The sequence below is a fragment of the Helcococcus sp. SA-HE-C1 genome (assembly GCF_985670335.1).
This window is the reverse complement of sequence record NZ_OZ484652.1, coordinates 944513-969126: the sequence shown is the minus strand read 5'-3', so window position 1 is coordinate 969126 and position 24614 is coordinate 944513. Positions and strand designations below refer to the sequence as shown.

Annotated in this window: 23 protein-coding genes, 2 tRNA genes and 2 pseudogenes; 23 read left to right on the top strand and 4 right to left on the bottom strand. The window is 28.1% G+C overall.

The features are described from left to right. Positions 1–226 precede the first annotated feature (226 nt). Positions 227–628, top strand: a complete 402-nt coding sequence (locus AC4KN9_RS05120) for a DUF3021 family protein (RefSeq protein WP_491017554.1) — start codon at positions 227–229, stop codon at positions 626–628. Between the two features lie 381 nt (positions 629–1009). Here the strand turns inward: AC4KN9_RS05120 and AC4KN9_RS05115 are convergent, their stop codons facing one another. Both AC4KN9_RS05115 and AC4KN9_RS05110 read right to left on the bottom strand, forming a co-directional pair. After that, positions 1010–2215, bottom strand: a complete 1206-nt coding sequence (locus tag AC4KN9_RS05115) for a MalY/PatB family protein (protein WP_491017553.1) — start codon at positions 2213–2215, stop codon at positions 1010–1012. 21 nt (positions 2216–2236) lie between these two features. Beyond that, a complete protein-coding gene (locus AC4KN9_RS05110; protein WP_491017552.1) occupies positions 2237–4066 on the bottom strand; it encodes an ATP-dependent helicase in 1830 nt (609 codons plus the stop codon). 95 nt (positions 4067–4161) lie between these two features. Between AC4KN9_RS05110 and AC4KN9_RS05105 the strand changes: the two genes are divergently transcribed. From AC4KN9_RS05105 to AC4KN9_RS05065, 9 genes and pseudogenes are all read left to right on the top strand, one after another. Then, positions 4162–4512 carry a DUF722 domain-containing protein gene (locus tag AC4KN9_RS05105; protein ID WP_491017551.1) on the top strand — a complete coding sequence of 117 codons (351 nt, stop codon included), beginning with the start codon at positions 4162–4164 and terminating at the stop codon, positions 4510–4512. A gap of 356 nt (positions 4513–4868) precedes the next feature. Beyond that, complete coding sequence (locus AC4KN9_RS05100) at positions 4869–5219, top strand: PRD domain-containing protein (protein WP_491017550.1); 351 nt, start codon at positions 4869–4871, stop codon at positions 5217–5219. Between the two features lie 4 nt (positions 5220–5223). Then, complete coding sequence (locus AC4KN9_RS05095; protein ID WP_491017549.1) at positions 5224–5586, top strand: DUF2620 domain-containing protein; 363 nt, start codon at positions 5224–5226, stop codon at positions 5584–5586. 8 nt (positions 5587–5594) lie between these two features. Beyond that, positions 5595–6887 (top strand): annotated as a pseudogene (locus tag AC4KN9_RS05090) (YhfT family protein). Between the two features lie 43 nt (positions 6888–6930). Then, the gene (locus AC4KN9_RS05085; RefSeq protein WP_491017548.1) at positions 6931–7812 is read left to right on the top strand and encodes a phosphotriesterase family protein; all 882 of its coding nucleotides are present in this window, start codon (positions 6931–6933) and stop codon (positions 7810–7812) included. 2 nt (positions 7813–7814) lie between these two features. Continuing rightward, positions 7815–8909 (top strand): aminotransferase class V-fold PLP-dependent enzyme, encoded by a 1095-nt coding sequence (locus AC4KN9_RS05080; protein WP_491017547.1) that lies wholly within the window; start codon positions 7815–7817, stop codon positions 8907–8909. 1 nt (position 8910) lies between these two features. Continuing rightward, positions 8911–10065 (top strand): alanine racemase, encoded by a 1155-nt coding sequence (locus AC4KN9_RS05075; protein WP_491017546.1) that lies wholly within the window; start codon positions 8911–8913, stop codon positions 10063–10065. Next, a complete protein-coding gene (locus AC4KN9_RS05070; RefSeq protein ID WP_491017545.1) occupies positions 10058–11272 on the top strand; it encodes a phosphopentomutase in 1215 nt (404 codons plus the stop codon). Before AC4KN9_RS05075 ends, AC4KN9_RS05070 begins: the two co-directional genes overlap by 8 nt. Positions 11273–11314: 42 nt before the next feature. Beyond that, positions 11315–12655, top strand: coding sequence for a serine hydrolase domain-containing protein (locus tag AC4KN9_RS05065; RefSeq protein WP_491017544.1), 1341 nt, complete (start codon positions 11315–11317; stop codon positions 12653–12655). Positions 12656–12696: 41 nt separating this feature from the next. Here AC4KN9_RS05065 and yhfZ read toward each other — a convergent pair whose 3' ends face one another. Further along, positions 12697–13617: a GntR family transcriptional regulator YhfZ gene (gene yhfZ, locus AC4KN9_RS05060; protein WP_491017543.1), complete on the bottom strand. Its 921-nt coding sequence runs from the start codon at positions 13615–13617 to the stop codon at positions 12697–12699. A gap of 116 nt (positions 13618–13733) precedes the next feature. Beyond that, positions 13734–13809 (bottom strand) — tRNA-Lys (locus AC4KN9_RS05055). A gap of 169 nt (positions 13810–13978) precedes the next feature. Between AC4KN9_RS05055 and AC4KN9_RS05050 the strand changes: the two genes are divergently transcribed. The 13 genes and pseudogenes from AC4KN9_RS05050 to AC4KN9_RS04990 all read left to right on the top strand — a co-directional run bounded on the left by AC4KN9_RS05050 (position 13979) and on the right by AC4KN9_RS04990 (position 24607). Next, positions 13979–14053 (top strand) — tRNA-Gly (locus tag AC4KN9_RS05050). A 123-nt stretch (positions 14054–14176) separates the two neighbouring features. After that, complete coding sequence (locus tag AC4KN9_RS05045; protein ID WP_491017542.1) at positions 14177–14806, top strand: hypothetical protein; 630 nt, start codon at positions 14177–14179, stop codon at positions 14804–14806. Positions 14807–14885: 79 nt separating this feature from the next. Beyond that, entirely contained in the window at positions 14886–16208 is a 1323-nt protein-coding gene (gene hisS / locus AC4KN9_RS05040) for a histidine--tRNA ligase (protein ID WP_491017541.1), read from the top strand. Beyond that, a pseudogene (gene thrS, locus AC4KN9_RS05035) lies at positions 16205–18122 on the top strand (threonine--tRNA ligase). The gene hisS and the pseudogene thrS overlap by 4 nt, the downstream one beginning before the upstream one ends. Positions 18123–18276: 154 nt before the next feature. Next, entirely contained in the window at positions 18277–18810 is a 534-nt protein-coding gene (gene infC, locus AC4KN9_RS05030) for a translation initiation factor IF-3 (RefSeq protein WP_491017947.1), read from the top strand. Positions 18811–18819: 9 nt separating this feature from the next. Further along, positions 18820–19011 carry a 50S ribosomal protein L35 gene (rpmI, locus tag AC4KN9_RS05025; RefSeq protein ID WP_491017540.1) on the top strand — a complete coding sequence of 64 codons (192 nt, stop codon included), beginning with the start codon at positions 18820–18822 and terminating at the stop codon, positions 19009–19011. A gap of 9 nt (positions 19012–19020) precedes the next feature. Continuing rightward, complete coding sequence (gene rplT, locus AC4KN9_RS05020) at positions 19021–19371, top strand: 50S ribosomal protein L20 (RefSeq protein ID WP_491017539.1); 351 nt, start codon at positions 19021–19023, stop codon at positions 19369–19371. Positions 19372–19485: 114 nt separating this feature from the next. Beyond that, positions 19486–20841, top strand: a complete 1356-nt coding sequence (locus AC4KN9_RS05015; protein WP_491017538.1) for a TrkH family potassium uptake protein — start codon at positions 19486–19488, stop codon at positions 20839–20841. An 8-nt stretch (positions 20842–20849) separates the two neighbouring features. Next, a complete protein-coding gene (locus AC4KN9_RS05010; protein WP_491017537.1) occupies positions 20850–21500 on the top strand; it encodes a potassium channel family protein in 651 nt (216 codons plus the stop codon). 186 nt (positions 21501–21686) lie between these two features. Then, positions 21687–22313 (top strand): TrmH family RNA methyltransferase, encoded by a 627-nt coding sequence (locus tag AC4KN9_RS05005; protein ID WP_491017536.1) that lies wholly within the window; start codon positions 21687–21689, stop codon positions 22311–22313. An 8-nt stretch (positions 22314–22321) separates the two neighbouring features. After that, positions 22322–23050 carry an ATP-binding cassette domain-containing protein gene (locus tag AC4KN9_RS05000; protein ID WP_491017535.1) on the top strand — a complete coding sequence of 243 codons (729 nt, stop codon included), beginning with the start codon at positions 22322–22324 and terminating at the stop codon, positions 23048–23050. After that, complete coding sequence (locus AC4KN9_RS04995; RefSeq protein WP_491017534.1) at positions 23043–23717, top strand: methionine ABC transporter permease; 675 nt, start codon at positions 23043–23045, stop codon at positions 23715–23717. The genes AC4KN9_RS05000 and AC4KN9_RS04995 overlap by 8 nt, the downstream gene beginning before the upstream one ends. Next, the gene (locus AC4KN9_RS04990) at positions 23717–24607 is read left to right on the top strand and encodes a MetQ/NlpA family ABC transporter substrate-binding protein (protein WP_491017533.1); all 891 of its coding nucleotides are present in this window, start codon (positions 23717–23719) and stop codon (positions 24605–24607) included. The genes AC4KN9_RS04995 and AC4KN9_RS04990 overlap by 1 nt, the downstream gene beginning before the upstream one ends. The last annotated feature ends 7 nt before the right edge of the window (positions 24608–24614 follow it).

Sequence of the window (24614 nt, the reverse complement as noted above, 5' to 3'; positions counted from 1 at the left end):
GTTTTTTTGTTATAATTATTAGTAAAATAAAGGCACAAAATAAAAATATTTTAGTGATTTAATTTTTTTGCACCTTATGAGTTTTGGTGCTGTGCTTTGTTTTCTTGCGGAACTTGCGTTCGGTGTAAAAGGATGGGATAATATTATTCTTCCTGGTAAAGCGGTTTTCGGAGCAATCTTTCTTTATGCTTCTTTCAATATATAGTTTGTGGGGGGAATTTAAAATATGCTACTAAAGAAATCAATAATACGAGGGATTATTCCCTTTCTAATCATGACGACTTTATCAATAGTCATGAAGTTCCAGGGTATCGACGTCTTTCAAGTGAGAAGTACCTTCATAGTAGGATTAATTATCACCTTTTTGGCTGCAACATCAGTCATATATGAATATGAAAAGTGGTCTATAAGAAAGCAGGCAATTGTTCACTTTCTAATCATGCTGGGGACTGTATTTCCATGCCTGCTCATTAGCGGGTGGTATGAGTTAAACAATACGCTGGATTACTTGAAGGTTTTTAGCAACTTCTTATTAACGGGTGTTGTACTCTTTTGTGTTATGTATTTTGTATTTACGAAGATTGTAGACAGAAAGAAAAAATCCTCTGATGATTATGAGGAAAAATAAGTTTAGCACAAGCAAGATATGATTATATAACGGTTCAGAAAAGAGCAAATCAACTATTTAAAAAAAATTATGCCTGTTAGATTTCTGATTTAGAAGTTAATCAGGCTTTTTATTAGGAAAATTAAATTTGATAAATTTAAAATATTATGTAACAATCAAATTGAAAAATAAAATATCTGATCAGAATTAATTTTTCAAAAAATATAAATATATCTTAATCAGTATTAGACTGATACACAAAACTATTTACATAACCTTCATTTCTTAAGAAATGAATATCTATTGATACAAAAAATGTATCAACCCATACCCTTTAATATCAGGAAATAGGTTGATACACAAAATTATTTACAGACCCAAAAAAGCTAACAATCCGTTTTTCTAGGCGTTAAATACAAATTCATCCATTCTTTTAACAGCTTCTTTTATTTTTTCAAATGGCAATCCTAAGTTTAGTCTTATCCCATGTGGAGCATTAAATGGTCGACCATCAGACCAACCTATACCATGATCATATCCCAATTTAAGTAATTGATCCATGTTTTTATGATTGTTTTTTAACCATTCTTTACAGTCCATAAATACAAGATAAGTACCCTGTGGTCTGGTGTATTCCACACCGTCAAAATGTTTTTCAATATAGTCACATACATAATTTATATTTTTTGATAATACATTATTCAATTCAAGATTCCATTCTAAGCCCTCTTCTGAATATGCTCCAAATAGAGCGTGCATTGAAAGTATATTCGGTGCGTTATAGAAGGAATCTAAGGAATTTCTTTCATACTCTTTTTTTATTTCTTGATTATAAATAATGCTATAAGCTATATTAAATCCAGCTAAATTAAAGCTCTTATTTGGAGAAAAAAGCCCTATCGTATTTTGTTTTAAGTATTTAAATCCATTAGCAGTCGGAATATGTTCAGTACCATTTATCATAATATCTGACCATATTTCATCACTAATAGCTTTACATTCATTTTTTTCTAAAACATCGGAAAGTTTTTCTAGTTCATCTTTATCCCATACACGTCCCATTGGATTGTGTGGTGAACAGATGATAGTTGTTTTAATTTTATGTTCTTTTATTTTTTTGTCCATATCTTCATAATCCATACGATATATACCGTTTTGATCTGCAACCAAATCACTTAATACTATTTCATATCCCAAAGATGATAAAATATCAATAAATCCAATAAAGGTTGGTCTATGCAATAATATCGAATCTCCTTTTTTATTAAGAGTTTTCAATGCGGATACTAGTCCTCCTAAAAGTTCATTATCATGAGTGATATGTTTTTTTTCTATATCATTAGTATTTTTTCTTGCTTTATGCCAATATATAATTGAATCATAAAATTTATCAGGGATATTAAAATATCCATAAATCGGATGACTAATTCTATCTTCTAATGACTTTTGAATACTAGGGGATACTGCGAAATCCATATCAGAAACCCACATCGGTATAGTTTCAAAGCCATCTTTAGGTTTATCTGGAGCTCCCGAATTGCCTATTCCATCATAGGACTTAGAATCTTTTCCTTTTCTATCAATAATTGTTGTAAAATCAAATTTCATATTCACCTCTTTTTATTAATTTTATACATTTTTAATTATTTCATCTATAAAAATAGACCTGTCTACATCTAAAGTATGTAATTTATTGGGAGAAAATAAAGTTAATTTGTGTTTGGCACGAGTTATACCAACATAAAATAATCGTCGTTCTTCCTCTAAATATTCATCTTGTAAAGACAAGCTACCGGCTTGTGAAGGAAACTCTTTATTAATCAAATCAATTATATACACATTATCAAATTCTAGTCCCTTTGAACCGTGTATGGTAGAAAAAGTTAAATTTTCACTTTTAAAACTATGTTTTTTTTGAGTTTGAATTAATTTATTTATTTTTGATTGAAAATCTAAAATGGTTTTTACTCCTTCGGATATACTCATTATCGTATCAATTATTCTATTTATAGAAATAATAGAATTAGAACCTTTTCTTGAAAATTCTTTTAAATATTCGTAATACTCCATTCGATAAAAAATATATTTTACGGATTTTTCAAAATCCATAGATGAAATTTTGTTTATATGATATTCCAGAAGATAAATTTTTTCTAAAAAGAAATTATTTACACCTTCACAGTTTTCAAGCTTTTCAATTACAGAAAGCCTTTCGGGCATCATCTTTATTTCCCGAATAAAATCTTTTTTTATAAAAAGATTTAGCTTATAATAAATTTTCTCAAATAAAAAAATATCATAAGGATCTACTGCAAATTCAATGATATTAATAATATCCTGAATAATCTGATGAGAGTAAAAAGCCATTTTACCATCTTTTAGATAATAATCTATATCCTCAATTTTATTAATGAATGGAATAGCAGAAATATTATTTCTATAAAGTATTGCAACATTTTCACCTCTACTCAAATCTAATTTAACCATTTCTAAAATATGATTAATTTGAGAAGTTGTATTTTTAACCGTGTTAAAACTGACAATAGGACCATTTTCCTTAACGGACTTTATTGATTTATTGTATCTTAATTTATTATTATCAATTAATATATTTGCCACATCAGTAATAGATTTCGTAAATCTATAATTCTCTTGCATATAGTACAAACTAGCATCAGGATAATTATCCTTAAAACTCAGTAATTCTTTTGAACTAGCTCCTCTAAATCCATAGATGGATTGATCATCATCTGCAACAATAAATAAGTTGTTTTCAGGTTTAGCTACAAGATTAAGAATTTTTAGTTGTATAAATGAAGTATCTTGACCTTCATCAATTTGGATATACTTAAAACGTCTTTGTAAATATGATAATGCTGATCTATTATTTTGTAATATCTCTAGAGCTATAAGGAGCATATCATCAAAATCAATTAAATTAGCATTTTTCTTAAATCGCTCATATTGAAAATATATTTTTTCAAAATTATAAAATACTGAGCCGTACATTTTTTTGTACTCATCATAATCCATTAATGTATTTTTAAGATATCCTGAAACGCTAAAGAAACTTTCAAGTTGTTCATCATTGATATATTTTTTGTTAAATTGAAAATATATTTGTCGGACAATATTATACTTATTATATTTTTCATTTGTCTCGATTAATTTCACATTTTTGTGATAAAACGATCGAATAATTTTATAAGCAAAAGAATGAATAGTCAAAAATAGAACATTATCTATATTATATTTTTCCCTAAATCTGACTTCCATATCGAGAGCTTGAGTTTTAGAAAAAGTTAGGGATAAAATACTCTCTGGACGAACACCATTGTCAAGTAATTGCTTTATGCGAGCTAATAAAACAGTTGTTTTACCGGAACCGGGTACAGCTAAAACAAGGGCAGGACCCGTATTATGATTTATTGCATTTATCTGACTCTTAGAATACTTCATTTTTCACCTCGTATATATTTTATATTATTACATAGAGATATTCAAATTATAGTATTCTTATTGTATATGAAAGGGGGATATAGGATGAAATAATAATGAAAATAAATAAAATAAATGAAATAAAGAGACTCTTTAGTAAATATTATAATATTTATGAAACGGAAATTGTTTTGGAAAAAGAAATAAAATATGAAGTGCATAAAATTAAATTTACTGAAGAGAATGTAGAAAAGCTAAAAAAAAGTATATTGATGATAGATTTACTTTGCTTACAATTAAGTAAAAATGAAAGAGATTTATTGGAGTTAAGATATAAAAATAAATTGTCATCAAGTCAAATAGCAAGAAGGCTATTTATGTCGGAATCCACATATTTTAGAGAAATGAGAAAAATATATAAGAAGATGGAAAAATATTACATAATATTTGAAGATTTATTAAAATAAAAACGATAAATATTAAACCAATACAATAAAATATATAAAAATATAAAAAGGAGGAAATCCTAAATAATGTCGATTAGACATTTCTCCCTTTTATATAATACTTAAAAGCTTTTCTGCTATTTATTTTGTTTAATTTGAAGGCTAAATATTAAAATGAATTTATTAATAGTTTATAAAAAAAATAATTAAAGATAACAAATATTCAGGTAGATAAAAATAAAGAAAATATATAACAAATTAATTTTATAATAAAATGAAAACGTAAACAATTCTTGTTGACATAATAAATTTTAAGGAGTATAATTCATTTATAGCAATATACAAAAAAAAATATATTCAATGGAGAATCTATAATTATGACAGAAAAAAGATTAAAAATACTATTAAACTCGGAAGTAATCACAAAAGACATTTATAATAAAAGTTGTTTAATTTATAAAAAATATTTTTATAAGGAGGATTTCAATGAAGATAAAGTAAATGTATTCATGACACATCTTGCAATGGCTCTTAAGAGAGTAAAAGAAAATAATATAATTGATAAATTTGATGAAGACATCTATAGACAAGTAAAAGAATCTGATGTTTACAATCAAGCTTTAGAATTAAATAAAAGACTTATAAGTGATTTATGTATGGATATACCTAAAAATGAAGAAGAATATTTTGTACTACATCTTGGAAATATCTTATTGGAAAGGAAATAAAATTATGAAAATTGTAGTTGGTGGACAAATAGATAAGGATAAAATTTATGAAGAAATTCTGAAATTAGTTGATTCAGATGTAAAAGTGGATGTTAAAAGTGACTTAGATGCAGCTATGGCTGTAAAAAATAATGAATATGATTATTACATAGGAGCTTGTAATACTGGAGGAGGTGGAGCTTTAGCAATGGCTATTGCGCTTTTGGGAAATGATAACTGTTCCACAATTTCTATGCCAGGATCAATTAAGTCAGATTCTTTTATTTCTGATGAAGTAAAAAAAGGAAAACGAGCATTTGGATTCACGGCTCAACATATTGAGCAAGTTTTGCCTGTATTAATAAATGAAATACTAAAAAATAAATAGGAGAAAATATGAATTACATTATTATAATGGCGATAGGTGCATTAGCGGCATTACTCGCAAATAAAGGAATAGCTGTATTTAATGACGGATTTAGACCGGTTATACCACAATATTTTGAAGGAAAATTAAGTAGAAAAGAGTTAGCAGCTACATCATTTGCTATAAGCTTTGGTTTAGTGATAGGTTTTGGTATACCAACATCAATTGCAGCTTCAATAATATTAATCCACTCAATATTGTTGACTACAGATATTATAGGAGTTTTTTTTAAGGATGATTTAGTAGGTATGATAGGATCATTAGTTGTAGGTGCCTTATATGGTCTAGGTATACTAGTAGGTCTGCAATTTGTTGTAGATTTATTTGCAAAATTACCATTTAATTTTTTAGGTTAACTAGGTCAAGTGAGTGCTCCAGTCGTTGCTTCTTTTGCTATCTTCCCAGCAGTTGCTGTTGCAAATCAACATGGTTTTAAGAAGGGGGCGATAATTGGAACGATTTCTTTTCTAGTATGGTTTTTAGTTAAAAAATTTGGGGTGTTTACAATAGGTCAAGCAAAGGTAACACTCAATGCAGAGGGAATTTCTATGTTAGTTGGCACAATTATGATGATTATTTTTGCCATACAAGTGAAGTCCGATATGAGTACAAAAAATCAAGATTTAACCTCAATGTTTGCTGATAAAGTTTCAAAAATACAAAATAACTGGTGGTTATTAGCTTTAATAGGAGGTTTAATTTCAATGGGAACCAGTCAATTAATTATTGCTGGAGACCCAATATCCTTATCATTATTATCAAAAGGTCAAATGACTAATGCTGCAATGGCTGCTTTTGCAAGATCAATTGGATTTTTACCATTAGTGTTTACTACAGCTATTGTAACAGGAGTGTATGGACCAGCAGGAGCCACTTTTGTATTTGTTACAGGTATTTTATTAAATGGTAATCCTATTTTTGCGTTTATAGCAGGTTCAGCTGTAATGGTAGCAGAAATATTATTAATTAATATTTTCGCAAAAAGTATGGATAGATTCCCCGGTGTAAGAGAAATGGGAGAACATATAAGAACATCTATGAGTAGAGTTTTAGAACTTGCATTGTTAGTTGGAGGTGTAAGTGCGGCTAATAGTATGGCCGCAAATATTGGATCACTATTTGTGATTGGATTTTATTTATTAAATAAAAAATCAAAAAAACCAATAGTAGATTTAGCTGTTGGTCCAGTAGCTGCAATTCTATTTGGTTTATTGTTAAATATATTGATGTTACTAGGTATATGGATTCCACCTCAAGCATAGTATAAATAACAATTAGAGTAGGTAATTTAAGTAAGGAGCAATGATGCTAATAGACGGAATAACTTTAATTCATGAACATACAACTATAGATTTATCTAGGATTAAGAATATAGATGATACAAATTTAAATTGTAAAGATGAAACAATAGAAGAATTTAAGGAACTATACGATTTAGGGGTAAGAAATATTATTGATGTTACAGCTTGTGGTATGGGAAGAAATGTAAAATATGTAAACGAAGTTTCTGAAAAGTCAAAAATTAATATATTACAAGCAACAGGATTTTATAAAGAACCATTTTTACCGGATTTTGTTTATGATTTATCTGTAGATGAGTTAAAAGATTTTATGATTAATGAAATAAAAGAAGGGATTGATAATACAAATACGAGAGCCAAAATTATTGGAGAAATTGGAACTAGTAAAGATTCGTTTGAAGAGATGGAAATGAAAGTATTTGAAGCTGCAATAAAGGCTCATTTGGAAACGGGAACTATTATTTCTACGCATACATCGCTAGGAACAATGGCAAAGGAACAGGCAAATCTATTTAAGAAAAGAGGTGTAAATCCTAAAAAAGTAATAATAGGACATCAAGATTTATCTCAAGATTTAGAACAGATAAAATATTTAATAAATGAAGGATTTTGGGTTGCGTTTGATACTATAGGAAAAAATAATTATGTACCAGATGCTGAAAAAATTAATTTTTTATTAAATTTACAAGAAAATCAAATGATAGATTCTATTGTTTTATCTATGGATATTACTAGAAAATCAAATATGAAATATAAGGGTGGAATAGGTTACACATACCTATTTACAGATTTTATTCCTATGATGAGAGAAGCAGGGATTACTGAAGAGTCAATTATGAAAATGTTAGTTGATAATCCAAAAAAAATATTTGAAGTGGAGAAATAAAGATGAAAGTATATCCATTAAAAAATATAACATTGGAAGAGGCTATTAAAAAGCAATATAGATTAGTTGATTGCATTACAAAAGAATTTAATGGTATTGAAAGTTTACAATCAGGAGACTACGGAATAAATCCAACCAGAAATCAACCAATAGTAACAGGAAAAGTTGAAAAAGTTTTGGCAAACTTTTTCGATGTAGAAGATACAGTGTTTGTTAGAGGAAGCGGAACTGGAGCTATTAGAGAAGCCCTTGCAAGTTCAATGAAATCAGGAGAAAAAATATTAGTGCATACTTCTGAGATATATTCTACAACAATGACAACTTTTAAGATGATGGGATATAAACCAATAAGTGCAGACTATAATAACTTAAATTCGGTGAAAAAAATATTGTTATCTAATAAAGATATTTCAACTTGCTTAATACAGTACACAAGACAGGAGTTGCATGATTCATATAATATTTCAGAGGTGATAGAGTTTATTAAAAAACTTGATAAAAATATAAAAATTATAACTGATGATAATTATGCGGTTATGAAAGTAGATAAAACAGGTGCAGAGCTAGGAGCTGATTTATCTTGCTTTTCATTATTTAAATTATTAGGACCAGAAAGAATTGGATTAGTAATAGGTAAAAAATACTTGATTGACAAAATAAGAAAATTTCATTATTCAGGCGGGAGTCAAATACAAGGACCAGAAGCTATGGATGTTCTCAGAACAATTATTTATTCTCCTGTACAATTTGCATTACAGTCTAAACAAATTGAAGAAATTTATGAAAGAATAAATTCAGGTGAAATACCAAATATAGATAAAGTTATTATAGCAAATGCACAATCAAAAGTTCTTTTGATTAAATTTAATAAACCAATTGCTAAAAAAATAATAGATATTGTTGGTGAATTTGGAGCAATTCAGTACCCTGTAGGATCCGAAAGTAGATATGAAATTGTACCAATGTTCTATAGAGTTTCAGGTACGATGAGATTTAAAAATAAAGAATATGAAGATTATTGGATAAGGATTAATCCTATGAAAGCAGGAGCTGATACAGTGTTAAGAATACTTAAAAATTCGATAAAAAAGGTGTAAAATGTTTCTAAATAAATTAAAAGAAAGAAATGAAAAATTAATAGATATAGCTATAAAACTCCATCAAAATGGTAATATTCTTCCTGATTCCTATGTCATAAATCTAAATATTTTGCTTGAAAATGCTAAAAAAATGCTTTCTGTGGCAAATGAAAAAGGAGTTAAATTATTATTTATGTTGAAGCAGCTAGGTAGAAATCCTTATATTGCTAAAAAATTAGTTGAGATAGGATATGAGGGAGCTGTAGTTGTAGATTTTAATGAAGCAAAAATTATGATGAATAATAATATTCCTATTGGTAATGTTGGTAATTTGGTACAGATACCAAAAGCAATGATTAGAGAATTAATAGAGTATGGAGTAGGAGTAATAACGGTTTTTTCAATTGAGAAATTAGAACAAATTAATTCAATTGCTAAATCATTAGGAATAACTCAGAATGTAATAATAAAAGTATACAAAAAAGAAGATGTATTTTATAGTGGTCAGGAATCAGGAATAAATTTAAATAAATTTGATGATTTTGTTAAAAAATCTAAAAGTTTTAAGAATATAAAAATTATTGGTGTCACATCATTCCCAGCTTTTTTATATAGTAAGGAGACAAATGAAATTGAAAAAAAAGAAAATTATTATACGATATATGATGCTAAAAATATATTAGAAAAAAACAACATTAAAGTAAGTCATATAAATTTACCGTCAGTTACATGTATTAATAATATAAATAAAAATTTTTTAGGAAATAATATTTATGGAGAACCTGGGCATGGATTTTCTGGAAGTACCCCTGCTCATGCATACAATAATTTAGAAGAAAAACCATGTGTTTTATATTTAAGTGAAGTATCTCATAATTTTGAAAAAAATGCATATGTTTATGGTGGTGGACACTATAGAAGATCGAATGTTGAAAATGCCATAGTTAGTAATGGCAAAAAAAATAAATGTGATAAAGTCTTAAAAATGAATTCTGATAGTATTGATTATTATTTTAAGTTAAAAAATAATCATAATGTTGGTGATACAGTGATTATGTCTTTTCGATTTCAGATTTTTGTAACTAGAAGCAGAGTAGTGCTTTTAGATAAAATTAATGATGAGTACTCTATAGTTGGGACATATGATTCTCTAGGAAGGAAATATAATGAATAATGGAAGATTTATTATTATTGTATTAGATAGTTTTGCAGTAGGTGCAATGGACGATGTATATGAGGTTAGACCTGAGGATGTAGGAGCTAATACTTGTTTACATTTAATGGAATTTAACAAAGAAAAAAATTGGAATAATCTATTAAATTTAGGTTTAGTTAATAGCTTGGGTGAAGAAGTAAATAGGAAATTTAAAAAATCTAAAAAAGCAATATTTGGAAAGAGTAAACTTTTCCATTTTGGTGCAGATTCTTATTTTGGTCATCAAGAAATTATGGGGTCAATGCCTAAAAAACCTAAGTTTCAGAAGTTATCAGAATTTATTAATGATTTAGAAAAAGATTTATTCGAACAGGGATATAAAGTCGATAGAATAAAAAAGAATGGATTAGAATTATTAAAAGTAGATAATGTTATTTGTATAGGTGATAATATGGAAACAAATCTAGGACAAGCTATTAATGTTGTAGGTGCATTAGATTATTGTGGATTTTCACTTATAAAAAAAATTGGAAATATTGTTAGAAAGCACGTAGAGGTTCCAAGAGTAATTGCATTTGGAGGCTCAAATGTAACAATTGAAAAAATTGAAGATAATATTATTACAAAAAAAGGATATATAGGAGTTGATGCACCTAATTCTGGAGTTTATGACAAAAATTATAATGTAGTACATCTGGGATATGGTGTAGATGTAAATGAACAATTACCGGTTGCATTAGATAAAAAAGGAGTAGATATCCATTTGTATGGTAAAGCAGAAAATATAATTTATTCTCCTAATGGCACAAGGTTCCCATGTGTAGATACAAATGAAACTTTTGATGGATTGATATCAGATTTAAGAAAATACAATTATGGGCTTTTTGTTGTTAATATTCAAGAAACTGATTTAGCTGGACATGCCATGGATCCAGAAAGATATATCGATGTATTGAATATCTGTGATACAAGAATTGCTAATGTAATTAAAATGTTAAATGAAAAAGATATTCTTGTGATTATGGCTGATCATGGAAATAATCCAACGATTGGACATACAAGGCATACTCGAGAAAATGTACCAATTTTAGTATATAGGAAAAATAATAGAGACTTGATAGATATTGGTCATAGAGATACTATGGCTGATGTTGGACAAACAGCAGCTGATTATTTTGGAACAAAGATAAAAAATGGAAAATCATTTTTGAAACAAATAATTTAGTTAGAGATATATCATTACTGGTTAAAATTTTATGGAGGAATTTTGATAAACAAAACTGTTAAAATTATTTGTGTTATGTCAATTCTTTTATTTTCTATCATATCATGCACAAGTGAAAATAAAAAAAACAAACTTGAAAGTGATACTAAAAATGAAACGAAATCAATTTTAAAAGAAGAATTGGATAAAAAAATTGAAAAAAATATTGATGAGATTGTAGATGCTAATCTAGATAAAAAATTAGTTCCAGGAGTAGTCATACTAGCAACTAAAAATAATAAAATAATTTTTGAAAAAGCTTATGGATACGCTCACTTAAATAATTATAAAGATTTTAATAATATTGCAAATCCTAAAATTGAAAAATTAGATAATCCAAGAAAAATGAGTACTGAAACAATATTTGATTTAGCATCGGTTACAAAAGTGGTATCAACTACACAGGCTATTATGAAATTAAGTTATGAAGGTAAGCTTAGTGTAAATGATTTAGTTACGAAATATATTCCAGAATTTGGTGCAAATGGTAAAGAATCAATAACAATAAAAGAATTATTAACTCATACATCTGGAATGCCTCAATGGGTACCTTCATTTCTTTATGTAGATAATAATAGAGATGAGTTATTAAAGTATATAAATAATATGAGGCCTATATTTGAAAAAGGAGATTATAAATATAGTGATTTTGGCTATATGACATTAGGATATGTAGTGGAAAAAATATCAGGAAAATCTTTAGATAAGTATGTTGAAGAGGAAATATATAAACCACTAGGTATGGTTAATACATTTTATAAACCTTTAGAACATGGAGTTTCAAAAGATAAAATCGCCGCAACATCTTTAGGAAATCCATTTGAATACAGAATGATAGACGAAAGTAATTATCCAAATTTTGGTTATGATACAACATCAAATCAAAATGCTTTTAAGAGATTTAATAACTGGAGAAAATATACACTAATTGGAGAAGTAAATGATGGTAATGCTGGTATGGCAGCAAATGGAATTGCTGGACATGCAGGGGTATTTTCTAAAGCAAAAGACTTAGCTATTTTATCACAGATGATGTTAAATGGTGGAGAAATAGAGGGTGTTAGAATTTATGATCAAAAAACTATAGATGAATTTACTGAAAATCATTTAGGCAAGAATAGTAGAGGATATGGATTTGAACTAAATTCTAAGTATATGGGAGATAATTCGAAAAAATCCTATGGACACAATGGTTTTACTGGGACGCACTTTGTGGTTAATCCGGAAAAAAATATGTCATTTATAATTTTAACAAATAAACAAAATCTTGGATTGAATGAAAAAGGGACTTATAATGGAACCTTCAAGTTTGTTAATGAGATTATAAATGAATTCTTAAAATAAATAATTTAAGTCTAATTAAACTCGAAGAATTTTCTTCGAGTTTAATATTTCGGAATTATTTTATTTTCAACTACTTTTTTTTGTATATCTTTTACAAAATTAACATCTATGTAATCTTCAATGATTTTTTTTATTTCTATTCTTTTTTTATCGATAATAATTACGGCAATTGTATTAATAGAGTCATTTACATCTAATTGTTTAGTCATGATATTAGAATGTTTATTTTTTAGTTCATCTCCGTTCCAAATAGCAAAATCAATTTTAGACGTTTCTAAATTTTTAGTTAATTGACTATATGTAGTATAAATAAAATCGATTTTCTTCTCTTTACATGCTAACATAGTTAATCTTTCTTGATCTACAGAATCACTATCTATAGCAGCAACCATCCCATCTTCTATTTCTACGAAATTTTTATCAATATACATTAATACGTGTCCACTTAAATAACTATAAAGCCCAAACTCTTTTACAATTTCTAATTCGCTGTTATCATTTATAGCATCTAAGGCGGCAAATTTTGAAGTTATAGCAAAATCATATCTGCCACTTAGAAGCATTTCTATCCTATTTTTGGAACCTCGCATGTATGACATATTTATTGGAATATCTAAATTATTCTCAATAGATTGAATAATAGCTGTGCTTAGGCCTTCGTATCTTTTTGAGTAAGGAAGAGGCATGGCTCCTATTATGTAATTAAGTCCAGATATCTGTAGCAATTTCATAACATCTTTTTCTATAATGTATGTTCCAAGGTGTCCACGAGATTCTAGTTTAATAGCATCTAAATCTGTCAAAAATCTTATAGAGTTTTGGATTGTACCTCTTGAGACTTTCAGTTGTTTTGAAAACTCTGTTACGGTCTTGATCTTATCCATAGGATCAAGGCATATAAATAGTCTAGATAATGTAGCTGTTGTTGATCCTACTTTAGATAATAAATTTCTTGTTTTCATTATTTTTCCTTATATAACTTATCTTAAATTTTTAATTTTTTTCATTTTAATTATAAGACCAAATATTACAAAAAAAGAGAACATTTATATCAAAACTGTTCTCTTTTTATATTCATTGGTGCTCAATCAGGGGCTCGAACCCTGGACCCACGGATTAAGAGTCCGCTGCTCTACCAACTGAGCTAATCAAGCTTGTATCAAATATTATACTCCTATAAAATTTACTTGTCAAGAAATTCGGATTGTATATTTTAATTTTAAGAATTATATGATAAACTCATATAATTCTAATAAGTTTTTTAAAAAAAGTTGACATTTATATTCTGAAAGTATATAATTATTTGGTAACTCAATAAAATATGCGGAAGTGGCTCAGAGGTAGAGCATCGCCTTGCCAAGGCGAGGGTCGCGAGTTCGAATCTCGTCTTCCGCTCCAAAGTAAACTCGGTGAAAACCGAGTTTTATTTTTTACATAGTATTAGTGAATAACTAAAATAAATATTGAAATTTAAGAGATTTTGTACTAATATATATGATATAGAAAATGAAAGAGGTAATTATGAATAACGATAATAGACGAAGAAAAAGAAGAAATGATGACTGGTTGAATTATGTGCTGGTAGGACTGGTTATTTTACTATTAATATTATTAGTTTTTTATTTTGTTAAGGCGTTCACTGGAAAGGGAAGCACTTCTAACAAAAATGAATCCAAGAATGAAACAAGTATAGAAAGTTCAAAAGATACTACATCAGAAAGAGAAACAACTAAAGAAACAGAGTCTGAAAAGGAAACAACAAGAGAAACAGAGTCTGAAAAAGAAAACAGAGTTCTGAAAAAGAAACAACTAAAGAAACAACCAAAGAAACAGAGTTCTGAAAAAGAAACAACTAAAGAAACAGAACGCGAGACTAAGAAGGAAACTGAAAGAGAATCAAACTCAAGTTCAAGCAATTCTACAGATGGTTTACCATCAAGCTCAAGTTTTGCACCAAGAAGTGAAAAAAATCCATATAATGCTATTGTAAAACCTTCTGATATCAAAGGAATGGATTTAGATAAATTAGCTGATTTGATCATTAAAGGGGATGTTGGATACGGAGTACAGAGAAAAGTAATTATTCTTGAAGCAGGATTTAATTACGATAAAGTTCAAGAAGCAGTATCTAAAAGACTTAAAGAAAGATAATATTTAGTCAGCTAGATTTTCTAGCTGATTTTTATTTAGGAATCATCTATATTTTAATATAATGAGCAAAGGAGATATGATGAGTTTAATTAACCCCTCAATTTTACCGGGTTTTATGGAATTATTACCAGAAGATCAAAGGGTATTTGATATTATAAAAAATATTATAGAAAAAAATTTTACAGAATACGGATTTGTAAATTTAGATACTTCATTAATTGAGAAAGAAGAAATATTACTCTCAAAAGGTGGCGGAGAAACATCTAAACAAATATATAGAATTGACAAGGAATCCACGCCACAAGCTTTAAGATTTGATTCTACAGTAAGTTTAGCTAGATATATTTCTATGAATTCAAACGAATTAAATTTTCCTTTTAAGAGGTATCAAATTGGAAAAGTCTATAGAGGCGAGAGAAATCAAAAAGGAAGATATAGAGAATTTTATCAATGTGATATAGATATTGTAGGTAGTGAATCCCTTTCTATTGTAAATGACGCTCAATTACCTGCTGTCATTTTTAATATCTTTAAGGAGTTAAATATTTCCGGAATTTTATTTAGAATTAGTAATAGAAAATTGCTTGAGGGATATTTACAACATATTGGGTTAAATAGTTTTGAAAATATACTTAGAGCTATTGATAAGATTGAAAAGATTGGCAGAGAAAAAACAGAACAAGAATTATTAAAATTAAATATTTCTATTGATGATATATCGAAAATTTTTAGTTTTATTGAATCAGATAAATCTAACACATCTATATTAGAAAAACTTGCAAAAGTTGATATAGATAATGAGACATTTTTAACAGGTGTAGATGAATTGAAACAAGTTTATTATTATATGAAAAAATTTGGAGTAAATGAGGAAAATATCAAAATAGATTTAACAATAACTAGGGGGCTAGATTACTATACTGGAACTGTTTTTGAAACTTTTTTAGTAGGTTACGATAATATCGGCTCTGTATGTAGCGGAGGGAGATACGACAACCTAGCTAATAATTTTAGCAAAAGAAATTTTCCTGGTGTTGGACTATCTATTGGCTTAACCAGATTATTTTATCAATTAAATGAAGCGGGATTACTTGAAAAAATAAAAAAAGAAAACAAGAAAAAAATATTGATTTTACCTATGGAACAAGAAAATATAGGATATAGTATAGATGTATTAAAAATACTGAGAAAGAATAATATTAAGTCAGACATTTATTTGGAAAAGGGAAAGGCTAAAAAGAAGTTTTCATATGCAGATAAATTGGGCGTTGATTATACTATAATAATAGGTTCCAAAGAAGAAGAAGAGAAATTGGTTACTTTTAAGGATTTTGAAACTGGGAAACAAGACTTATATAAAATTGAAGAAGTTATTCAAATGATAAATGGGAGAAAATTATGATTATTACATTTCCAGATGGAAACCAAAAAGAATTTGACAAAGATACAACTTTATTAGATATTGCAAAATCTATATCAGAAGGCTTAGCTAGAGCAGTTGTTGGAGCAAAAGTCAACAACGATAAATTAATGGGATTACAAGAAAAATTAAGTGAAGATAGTTCGGTTGATTTTTTCAAGTATGAGTCAGAAGAAGGAAAACATTTATTTTGGCATACAAGCTCACATTTGATGGCTGCTGCTATAAAAAAGTTATACCCTGATACATTATTTGCCATAGGACCAGCTATTGAAAATGGTTTTTACTATGATATTGATAGCGAACACCAATTTACTCCGGAAGATTTAGAGAAAATAGAAGGAGAAATGCTCAAAATCGCTAGAGAAAAACATAATTTGATTAGATCAGAAATTTCTAGGGAAGATGCACTTAAAAAATTTGGTGATAATGGAGATAGATACAAAGTTGAATTAATCAATGATTTAGCAGAAGATTCTGAATTATCACTTTACGAATTGGGAGATTTTATAGATTTGTGTAAAGGTCCTCATTTAGAGAACACAAAGGATATTAAAGCAGTAAAACTTCTTTCTGTGGCAGGTGCTTATTGGAGAGGTGATGTAAACAATAAGATGCTTCAGAGAATTTATGGTATTTCATTTAAGAAACAAGCAGAACTTGATGATTATTTACATATGATTGAAGAAGCTAAGAAACGTGATCACAGAATTTTAGGTAAGGAAATGGACTTATTTATGCTTACAGAAGAAGGTCCAGGATTTCCATTCTTCTTACCAAAGGGTATGGTAATTAAGAATAATATTAAAAAATACTTAAATTCGTTATTAGACAAAGAAGGATATGGTCAAATTGAGACTCCTATGATTTTAAATAAACAGCTATGGTTAACTTCTGGTCATTGGGATCATTACAAAGATAATATGTACTTTACTGAAATTGATGAAGAAGAGTATGCTATTAAACCTATGAATTGTCCAGGATCAAATTCTAGTATTTAAATCAAAACCCCATTCATACAGAGATTTACCAATAAGGTTAGCTGAATTGGGTCTTGTTCATAGACATGAATTATCTGGAGCATTACATGGATTATTTAGAGTTAGAGCATTTACACAAGATGATGGCCATATTTACTGTTTAAGAGATCAAATAAAAGATGAAATAAAAGGAATTATGAGATTGATGGGAGAAATATATTCAAAATTTGGTTTTGAGTATAAAGTCATGATTTCAACAAAGCCTGAAGATTCAATGGGGGCTCAAGAAGATTGGGATGCTGCTGAGAAAGCATTAATTGAGACTGTTGAAGAATTAGGTATTTCATATAAGATAAATGAAGGTGACGGAGCTTTCTATGGACCAAAAATTGATATTCAATTATTAGATTCAATGAAAAGAACATGGCAATGTGGTACTATTCAATTAGATTTCCAAATGCCAGAGAGATTTGATATTTCATATATTAATGAAGAAAATGAAAAATCAAGACCCGTTATGATTCATAGAGCAATTTATGGATCTCTTGAAAGATTTATGGGAATATTAATTGAACATTATGGCGGTAATTTCCCATTATGGTTAAGTCCGGTACAAGCTACAATTATACCTGTAAGTGTGGAACATCATGGAGAATTTACGAGAAAGTTACACGAAAGATGTTTACAACTAGGATTAAGAATTGAGTTAGATGATAGAAATGAATCTATGGGTAAAAAAATTAGAGATTCACAAACCTCTAAGATACCATACCAATTAGTAATTGGTGATAGTGAAATTGAGAAAAATACAGTTTCAGTAAGAAAATATGGGGAAAAGAAATCAAAAGATGTGGATATCGATGAATTTATTAAAAAATTGCTTGAGGACGTAAAACAAAGAAAAAATAATAAATAATAGTTGACAAAATAGAGAGATTAGGATATACTTGCTTAGTACAAGCAGAGATACCTACTCTCACCTTATCGTAAAACGCATAAGGTCAAACTTAATCGAATTTTATTTGATAGTAACGTAGGTACCTGCGTTACTATTTTTTATTTAAACTAATATTATATACTTTAGGAGGTATGTTATTAAAGAACTTCAAATCAATGATCAAATCCGTTTTCCAAAAGTAAGATTAATAGGGGATGATGGAGAACAAGTAGGTATTTTTACTTCTCAAGATGCACAAAAGAGAGCTGATGAGAAAGGTTTAGACCTAGTACTACTTTCACCTAATGCGAAGCCACCGGTTTGTAAAATCATGAACTATGGAAAATATAGATATGAGCAGATGAAAAAACAAAAAGAAGCTAGAAAAAATGCCAAAACTGTTAATGTTAAAGAGATAAGATTATCTCCTTCAATTGAAACACATGATCTTGAAACTAAAGCAGCACATGCTAGAAAATTTATTAACAATGATGACAAAGTTAAGATTAGTATTAGATTTAAAGGTAGAGAAATGGCATATAAAGGACAAGGTGCCGAAGTTTTAGAAGAATTTTTTGATATGGTAAAAGATATTTCAAAAATTGCTTCAAAACCAAAAATGGAAGGTAGAAGTCTTGTTATGTTTATAGAAAAGAAATCTGAATAGGAGGATGACATGGGTAAAATGAAAACACATAGAGGTTCAGCTAAAAGATTTAAGAGAACCGGTACAGGTAAATTAAAGAGATTTAAGGCTTATAAAAGACATATTACAGCTAAAAAATCACCAAAAAGAAAGAGAAATCTAAGACAATCAACCTTAGTAAGTAAAGCGGATATGAGAAGAATTGGAAATATGATTCCTTAGGAGGTAAAAATGGCAAGAGTAAAACGTGCAGTAAATTCTAAAAAAACACACAAAAAATATTTAAGACAAGCTAAGGGATACTTTGGTGGAAAGTCAAGATTATTTAGAACAGCAAAACAAGCTGTAATGAAATCCTTACAATATGCTTATATTGGTAGAAAAAATAGAAAAAGAGAATTTAGACAATTATGGATTGCTAGAATCAATGCAGCTTCAAGAGCTAATGGTTTGAGCTACTCAAAATTCATGGGAGGATTAAAGAAAGCAAATATTGACATCAATAGAAAGATGTTATCTGAAATTGCAATTAACAATCCAAAAGCATTTTCTAATCTAGTAGAAACTGCAAAAAATGCATAATTATATTAATTGAACTGTTATAGAAATATTTTTTATAACAGTTTTTTATTTTCAAAAAGTAAATAGATATGAGTTGGATTTTTTGATATAATGTATTTTATATAAGGAGAAAATATGAAAAAACAAAACTTATTTAACAAAATATTTTCAACAAAAAATCCAGCAAGAATAATTTTAACAATATATCTTATTATTATTTTTATTGGAACAATATTGTTGACTTTACCAATTTCGACAGCATATCGAACTTGGACAGCACCAATAGATGCATTTTTTACCACAGTTTCAGCGGTCTGTGTTACAGGATTAACTACTGTGACAACGGCTGTACATTGGAATTTATTTGGTAAAATAATACTAATTTCATTGATTCAATTAGGTGGACTTGGAGTTATGACTGCTGCATCTATATTGGCATTAGTATTTAATAAAAAAATGACTGTATCAAATAGACTACAGCTTTCAGAAGAAAATAATATGATTTCCTTAAAGGGATTGATGAGATTAATTAAATTTATTATTATTTCTACATTTATAATTGAGGGGATTGGAGCTTTATTGCTAATGACATCTTTTATACCTAAATATGGGGTTTTAAAAGGGATAGGAATGTCTTTTTTTCATGCTATTTCAGCATTTTGTAATGCTGGTTTTGATATTATAGGTGAAACATCCATATCACCATTTGCTTTAGATGTTAGCTTTACGATAGTAATATCAGCATTAATTATAATTGGTGGTATCGGTCATAAAGTAATAAGTGAATTATTAGAAAAAAAATTGAACTATAAAAAATATTCATTACATACAAAAATCGTTCTGCTCGCTACAGGTGCGCTTATACTAGTGCCTACAATATTATTTTTAATATTTGAATGGAATAATCCAGAAACTTTAGGAAATCATAATGTGTTTAATAAAATATTATTAGCATTTTTTGAGTCGGTAACATTAAGGACCGCAGGTTTCTTTACTGTCAATCAAGGCTCATTAATGAATTCATCTATACTACTTACATTACCACTAATGTTTGTAGGTGGATTTCCAGCAGGTACAGCAGGTGGATTTAAGACAACAACTGCAGCAAGTTTATATTTAATTACGAAATCAAATCTGAGAAAAGAAAAAGATATAACTATTTTTAATAGAAGACTTCCAGAAGAAGTCACTAAAAAAACCGTTGCACTTTTCACTATATCTGTAATGTGGATGTTTTTAGCAATATTGTTTTTAGCTATAACCAATCCGGAAGTTGAAATACTGGATATTTTATTTGAAGTCTTTTCAGCTTATGGTACAGTAGGTCTAACTAGAGGAATTACATCAGGTTTGTCAATTTTAGGAAAAATTATAATATCATTGACGATGATTTTTGGGAAAATCGGACCAATATCATTAGTACTTGCATTCATAAAAGTTGATAAACCTAAGATATATAGAGAAAGAGAAGAAGCAATTATCATTGGATAGGAGAATATATGAAACAGTTTGGAGTAATAGGGTTAGGAAGATTTGGGAAATCAGTAACAGAAACACTATATACATTAGGACACGAAGTAATTGTTATTGATTCAGAAGAAGAAAATATAAATGAAATGGCAGATTTTGCATCGCATACGTTAATTGGAGATGCGACACAAAAAGCAGTTTTGGAGGCTGCAGGATTGGCAGAGTTAGATGTTGTAATTGTTGGTATAACAGATTTTGAAAGCTCAATTATGACATGTATTCTATGCCAAGAGTTAGGCGTGAAAAAGATAATAGCAAAAGCTAGAAATGATCAACATGCTGAAATCTTAAAAAAAATAGGTGTTCAGGATGCTATAATTCCTGAAAAGGATTTAGGTAGAAAATTAGCAAATAACTTAGCTACAAAGAATGTTATAGAGTCTATTTCATTATCTGCAAACTATGAAATTGTTGAATTTACAGTTCCACACTCATGGATGGGAGAAACAATAGCGCAATTGGATATCAGAAAAAGATATGGTTTGAGTATATTGGGGATTAATAGAGGTGAAAATGAGTTTATAGGAAACCCAAAGCCTTCTACTGATCTGAAAACTACAGATACGCTTTTAATGCTTGGCTCTACAGAGCAATTGAAGGCTTTACAGGACTTGGAATAGATATTAACAAAAATTATAACGTGAAGATAATCACTGTAAGTATATTAATAATTGCATATAATAGTTTTAAGTAAATTTACATTTACTAGAAGGATATAAAATGGATATAGTAATTAATGGTTCAAGTAACAGCTCCATAAAAGAAATTAAAAAACTATCAAAAAAAAATATCGAAATAAGACTTCATTGTTTATTATTGAAACAAGAAAGATGATTGAAGAAGCTATTAAATCCAATATGAAAATCGAAAAAATTTTTATAAGAGATGGTGAAGAAGAAATTTTTGAAAAAAGTACAAAGATTACTCCAGATCTTTTTAATGAAATATCTTCTTTAGTAACACCAGATGGATATATGGCAATAGTCAAAAAAAATAATGCTTCAACATATGGGGATAGAGTCTTGATTTTAGATAATTTACAAGATCCGGGTAATGTTGGAACACTGATTAAATTGGCAGAAGCCTTTGGATATGATTCTATCATAGCGATAAATTCTTGTGACTTTTACAATGAAAAAGTTTTGAGAGCTAGTATGGGCTCAATTTTTAGGTTAAATTTAGTAGATATGACTTACAAAGATTTATCTACACTTGATGGATATAAATTCTTAATTGCTGATATGTCTGGTATGGACTATAATTTTATAACTTTAGAAGAAAAAATAGCTATTGTCATAGGAAATGAAGGTAATGGTATATCTAAAGATATACGTAAACTAGAACATATTCTGGTAAAGATACCGATGAAAGGAAAAATAGAGTCATTAAATGCCGGTGTAAGTGGATCTATTTTAATGTCTAAATTTAGTTAGGAGTTAGTATGATTTTAGAATTTAAAAATGTTAAAAAAGAATATTCAGATTCTAATTTCAAACTTGAAGATTTAAGTTTTCAATTATCAAAAAATGAAGTTCTTGGCATAATTGGTAAAAATGGAACAGGAAAATCGACAATACTAAAAATGGCAAATAGACTTGTTGAAATTGATAACGGTGATATTATTTATCAAGGTAAATCAATACTTAGTATGAGTGAAAATGAATTAAGAAATTTTAGAAAAGAAGTAGTATATATATTTCAAAATTCAAATCTTTTAGAAAATAAAACTGTATATTATCATTTAAAATTAATATATAAGTTAAATAAAATTAAGGTTGATGAAAAAGAAATAGATGATATTCTTGATTTTATGGAAATAAAAAGATTAAAAAACTCGTATTGTAATCAATTAAGTGGTGGTCAGAAACAAAAAGTTGCTATTGCGATGGCGATACTTCAAAAGCCCAAAATTTTACTTTGTGATGAAATATCATCTGCGCTTGATCAAGATGCTGAAAGAGAGGTATATGAGCTATTACAAAAAATAATAAAGCAATCTGAAGTATCTATAATTATGATATCTCATAATTTAAGTGTATTAAAAAACTTTTGTGATAGGGTTCTTTACATTGAAAAGGGAAATGTATTTGATATAATTAAGCCTAAAAAGACAAAAGTAGAATATGAAGATGATTATTATCAAAATGTTTTGGAGGTGCTAAATGCTTGATTTACTAATTCAAAACAAAGAAGGGATATATAAGGCGTTTATAGAAACGAATATCATGATGATAGTTTCGATTATCCTTTCACTAATAATTTCTATACCCTTAGGAACATTGCTATTTTCATTAAATAGAAAATTTTTAATCAGAAATAAAGTCGTATATGAAGTATTAAGTTTTATGCTAAACACACTTAAATCTGTACCATTTCTACTTTTTATTTTTGTATTGATACCAGTAAATAGATTTATTTTTGGAACATCTTTTGGAGTAATAGCATCAATAATTCCTCTAACACTTGTTACTACAAGTATTTACACGAGATTTGTTGAACAAGCCTATATAAATGTTAGTGATGATATTATCAATCGTGCTATCAGTATGGGTGCTACAAAATTTCAAATAATTTACTACTTTTTGTTTCCTTCGGTTTTTAACGACCTAATACTTTCATTGACCTCTGTTGTAATAAGTACATTATCTTATTCTACAGTAATGGGAGTGATAGGTGCAGGAGGTTTAGGAGATTACGCATTTAGATATGGTTATCAAGAATACAACTATAAGCTAATGTATTTAATAATAATAATTTTTGTGATATATGTATTTGTAATACAATCAATTGGATATTATTTAGCAAGAAAAATAAATAAACATAGGGAGAAAAAATAATGAAAAGATTATTAATTTTAGTATTAGTATTAATGATGGCAATCGTAGGTTGCTCAAATGGAAAAAATAAAGATACAAAAAATGAAACTAAAGCTGAATCAACTAAAGAAACAGCAACAGAAACAAAGAAAGAAGAGAAAACTGAAACTAAAACTGAAGCAAAAAAAGATGATAAAAAAATCCTTGTAGCTTCACATACATCACCAATGACAGATATGTTAGAATTAGTAAAAGATGACTTGAAATCTGAAGGATACGAATTAGAATTAATGAAAGTATCGGATAATGTACAAGCAAATGTTGCAGTAAACAATAAAGAAGCAGATGCTAACTTCTTCCAACATGCACCATTTATGGAACAATTCAACAAAGGTAACAATGCTAAACTAGTAAAAGTTGCTGATGTATATAACGCAAATGTTTCATTATACTCAAAAACAGTTAAAAATTTGAAAGATTTAAAAGAGGGAGCTACAATAGCTATTCCTAACAATCCAACAAATGCAGCAAGAGCTTTACTATTATTAAATAAAGCTGGATTAATTGAACTTGATAAAACAAGCTTTGATGTAACTATGGAAAATATTAAAAATAATCCAAAGAAATTTAAGATTAAGCAATGGGGCTTATTAAATCTAAACGAAGCATATCAAGAATCAGATTTAATTTTTAACTACCCAACATATATAGCTAAATTAGGTTTAAAACCTGAAAAAGATGGATTAGCTTTTGAAGAAGCAAATGATAAGACATTTGCTATTGGATTAGTATCAAGAGAAGAAAACAAAGATTCAGAAAAAATTAAAGCACTAAAGAAAGCATTAAACAGTGAAAAAATAAAAAAATTCATTGAAGAAAAACTAAAAGGACATGCTAAACCAGCATTTTAAAAAGAAA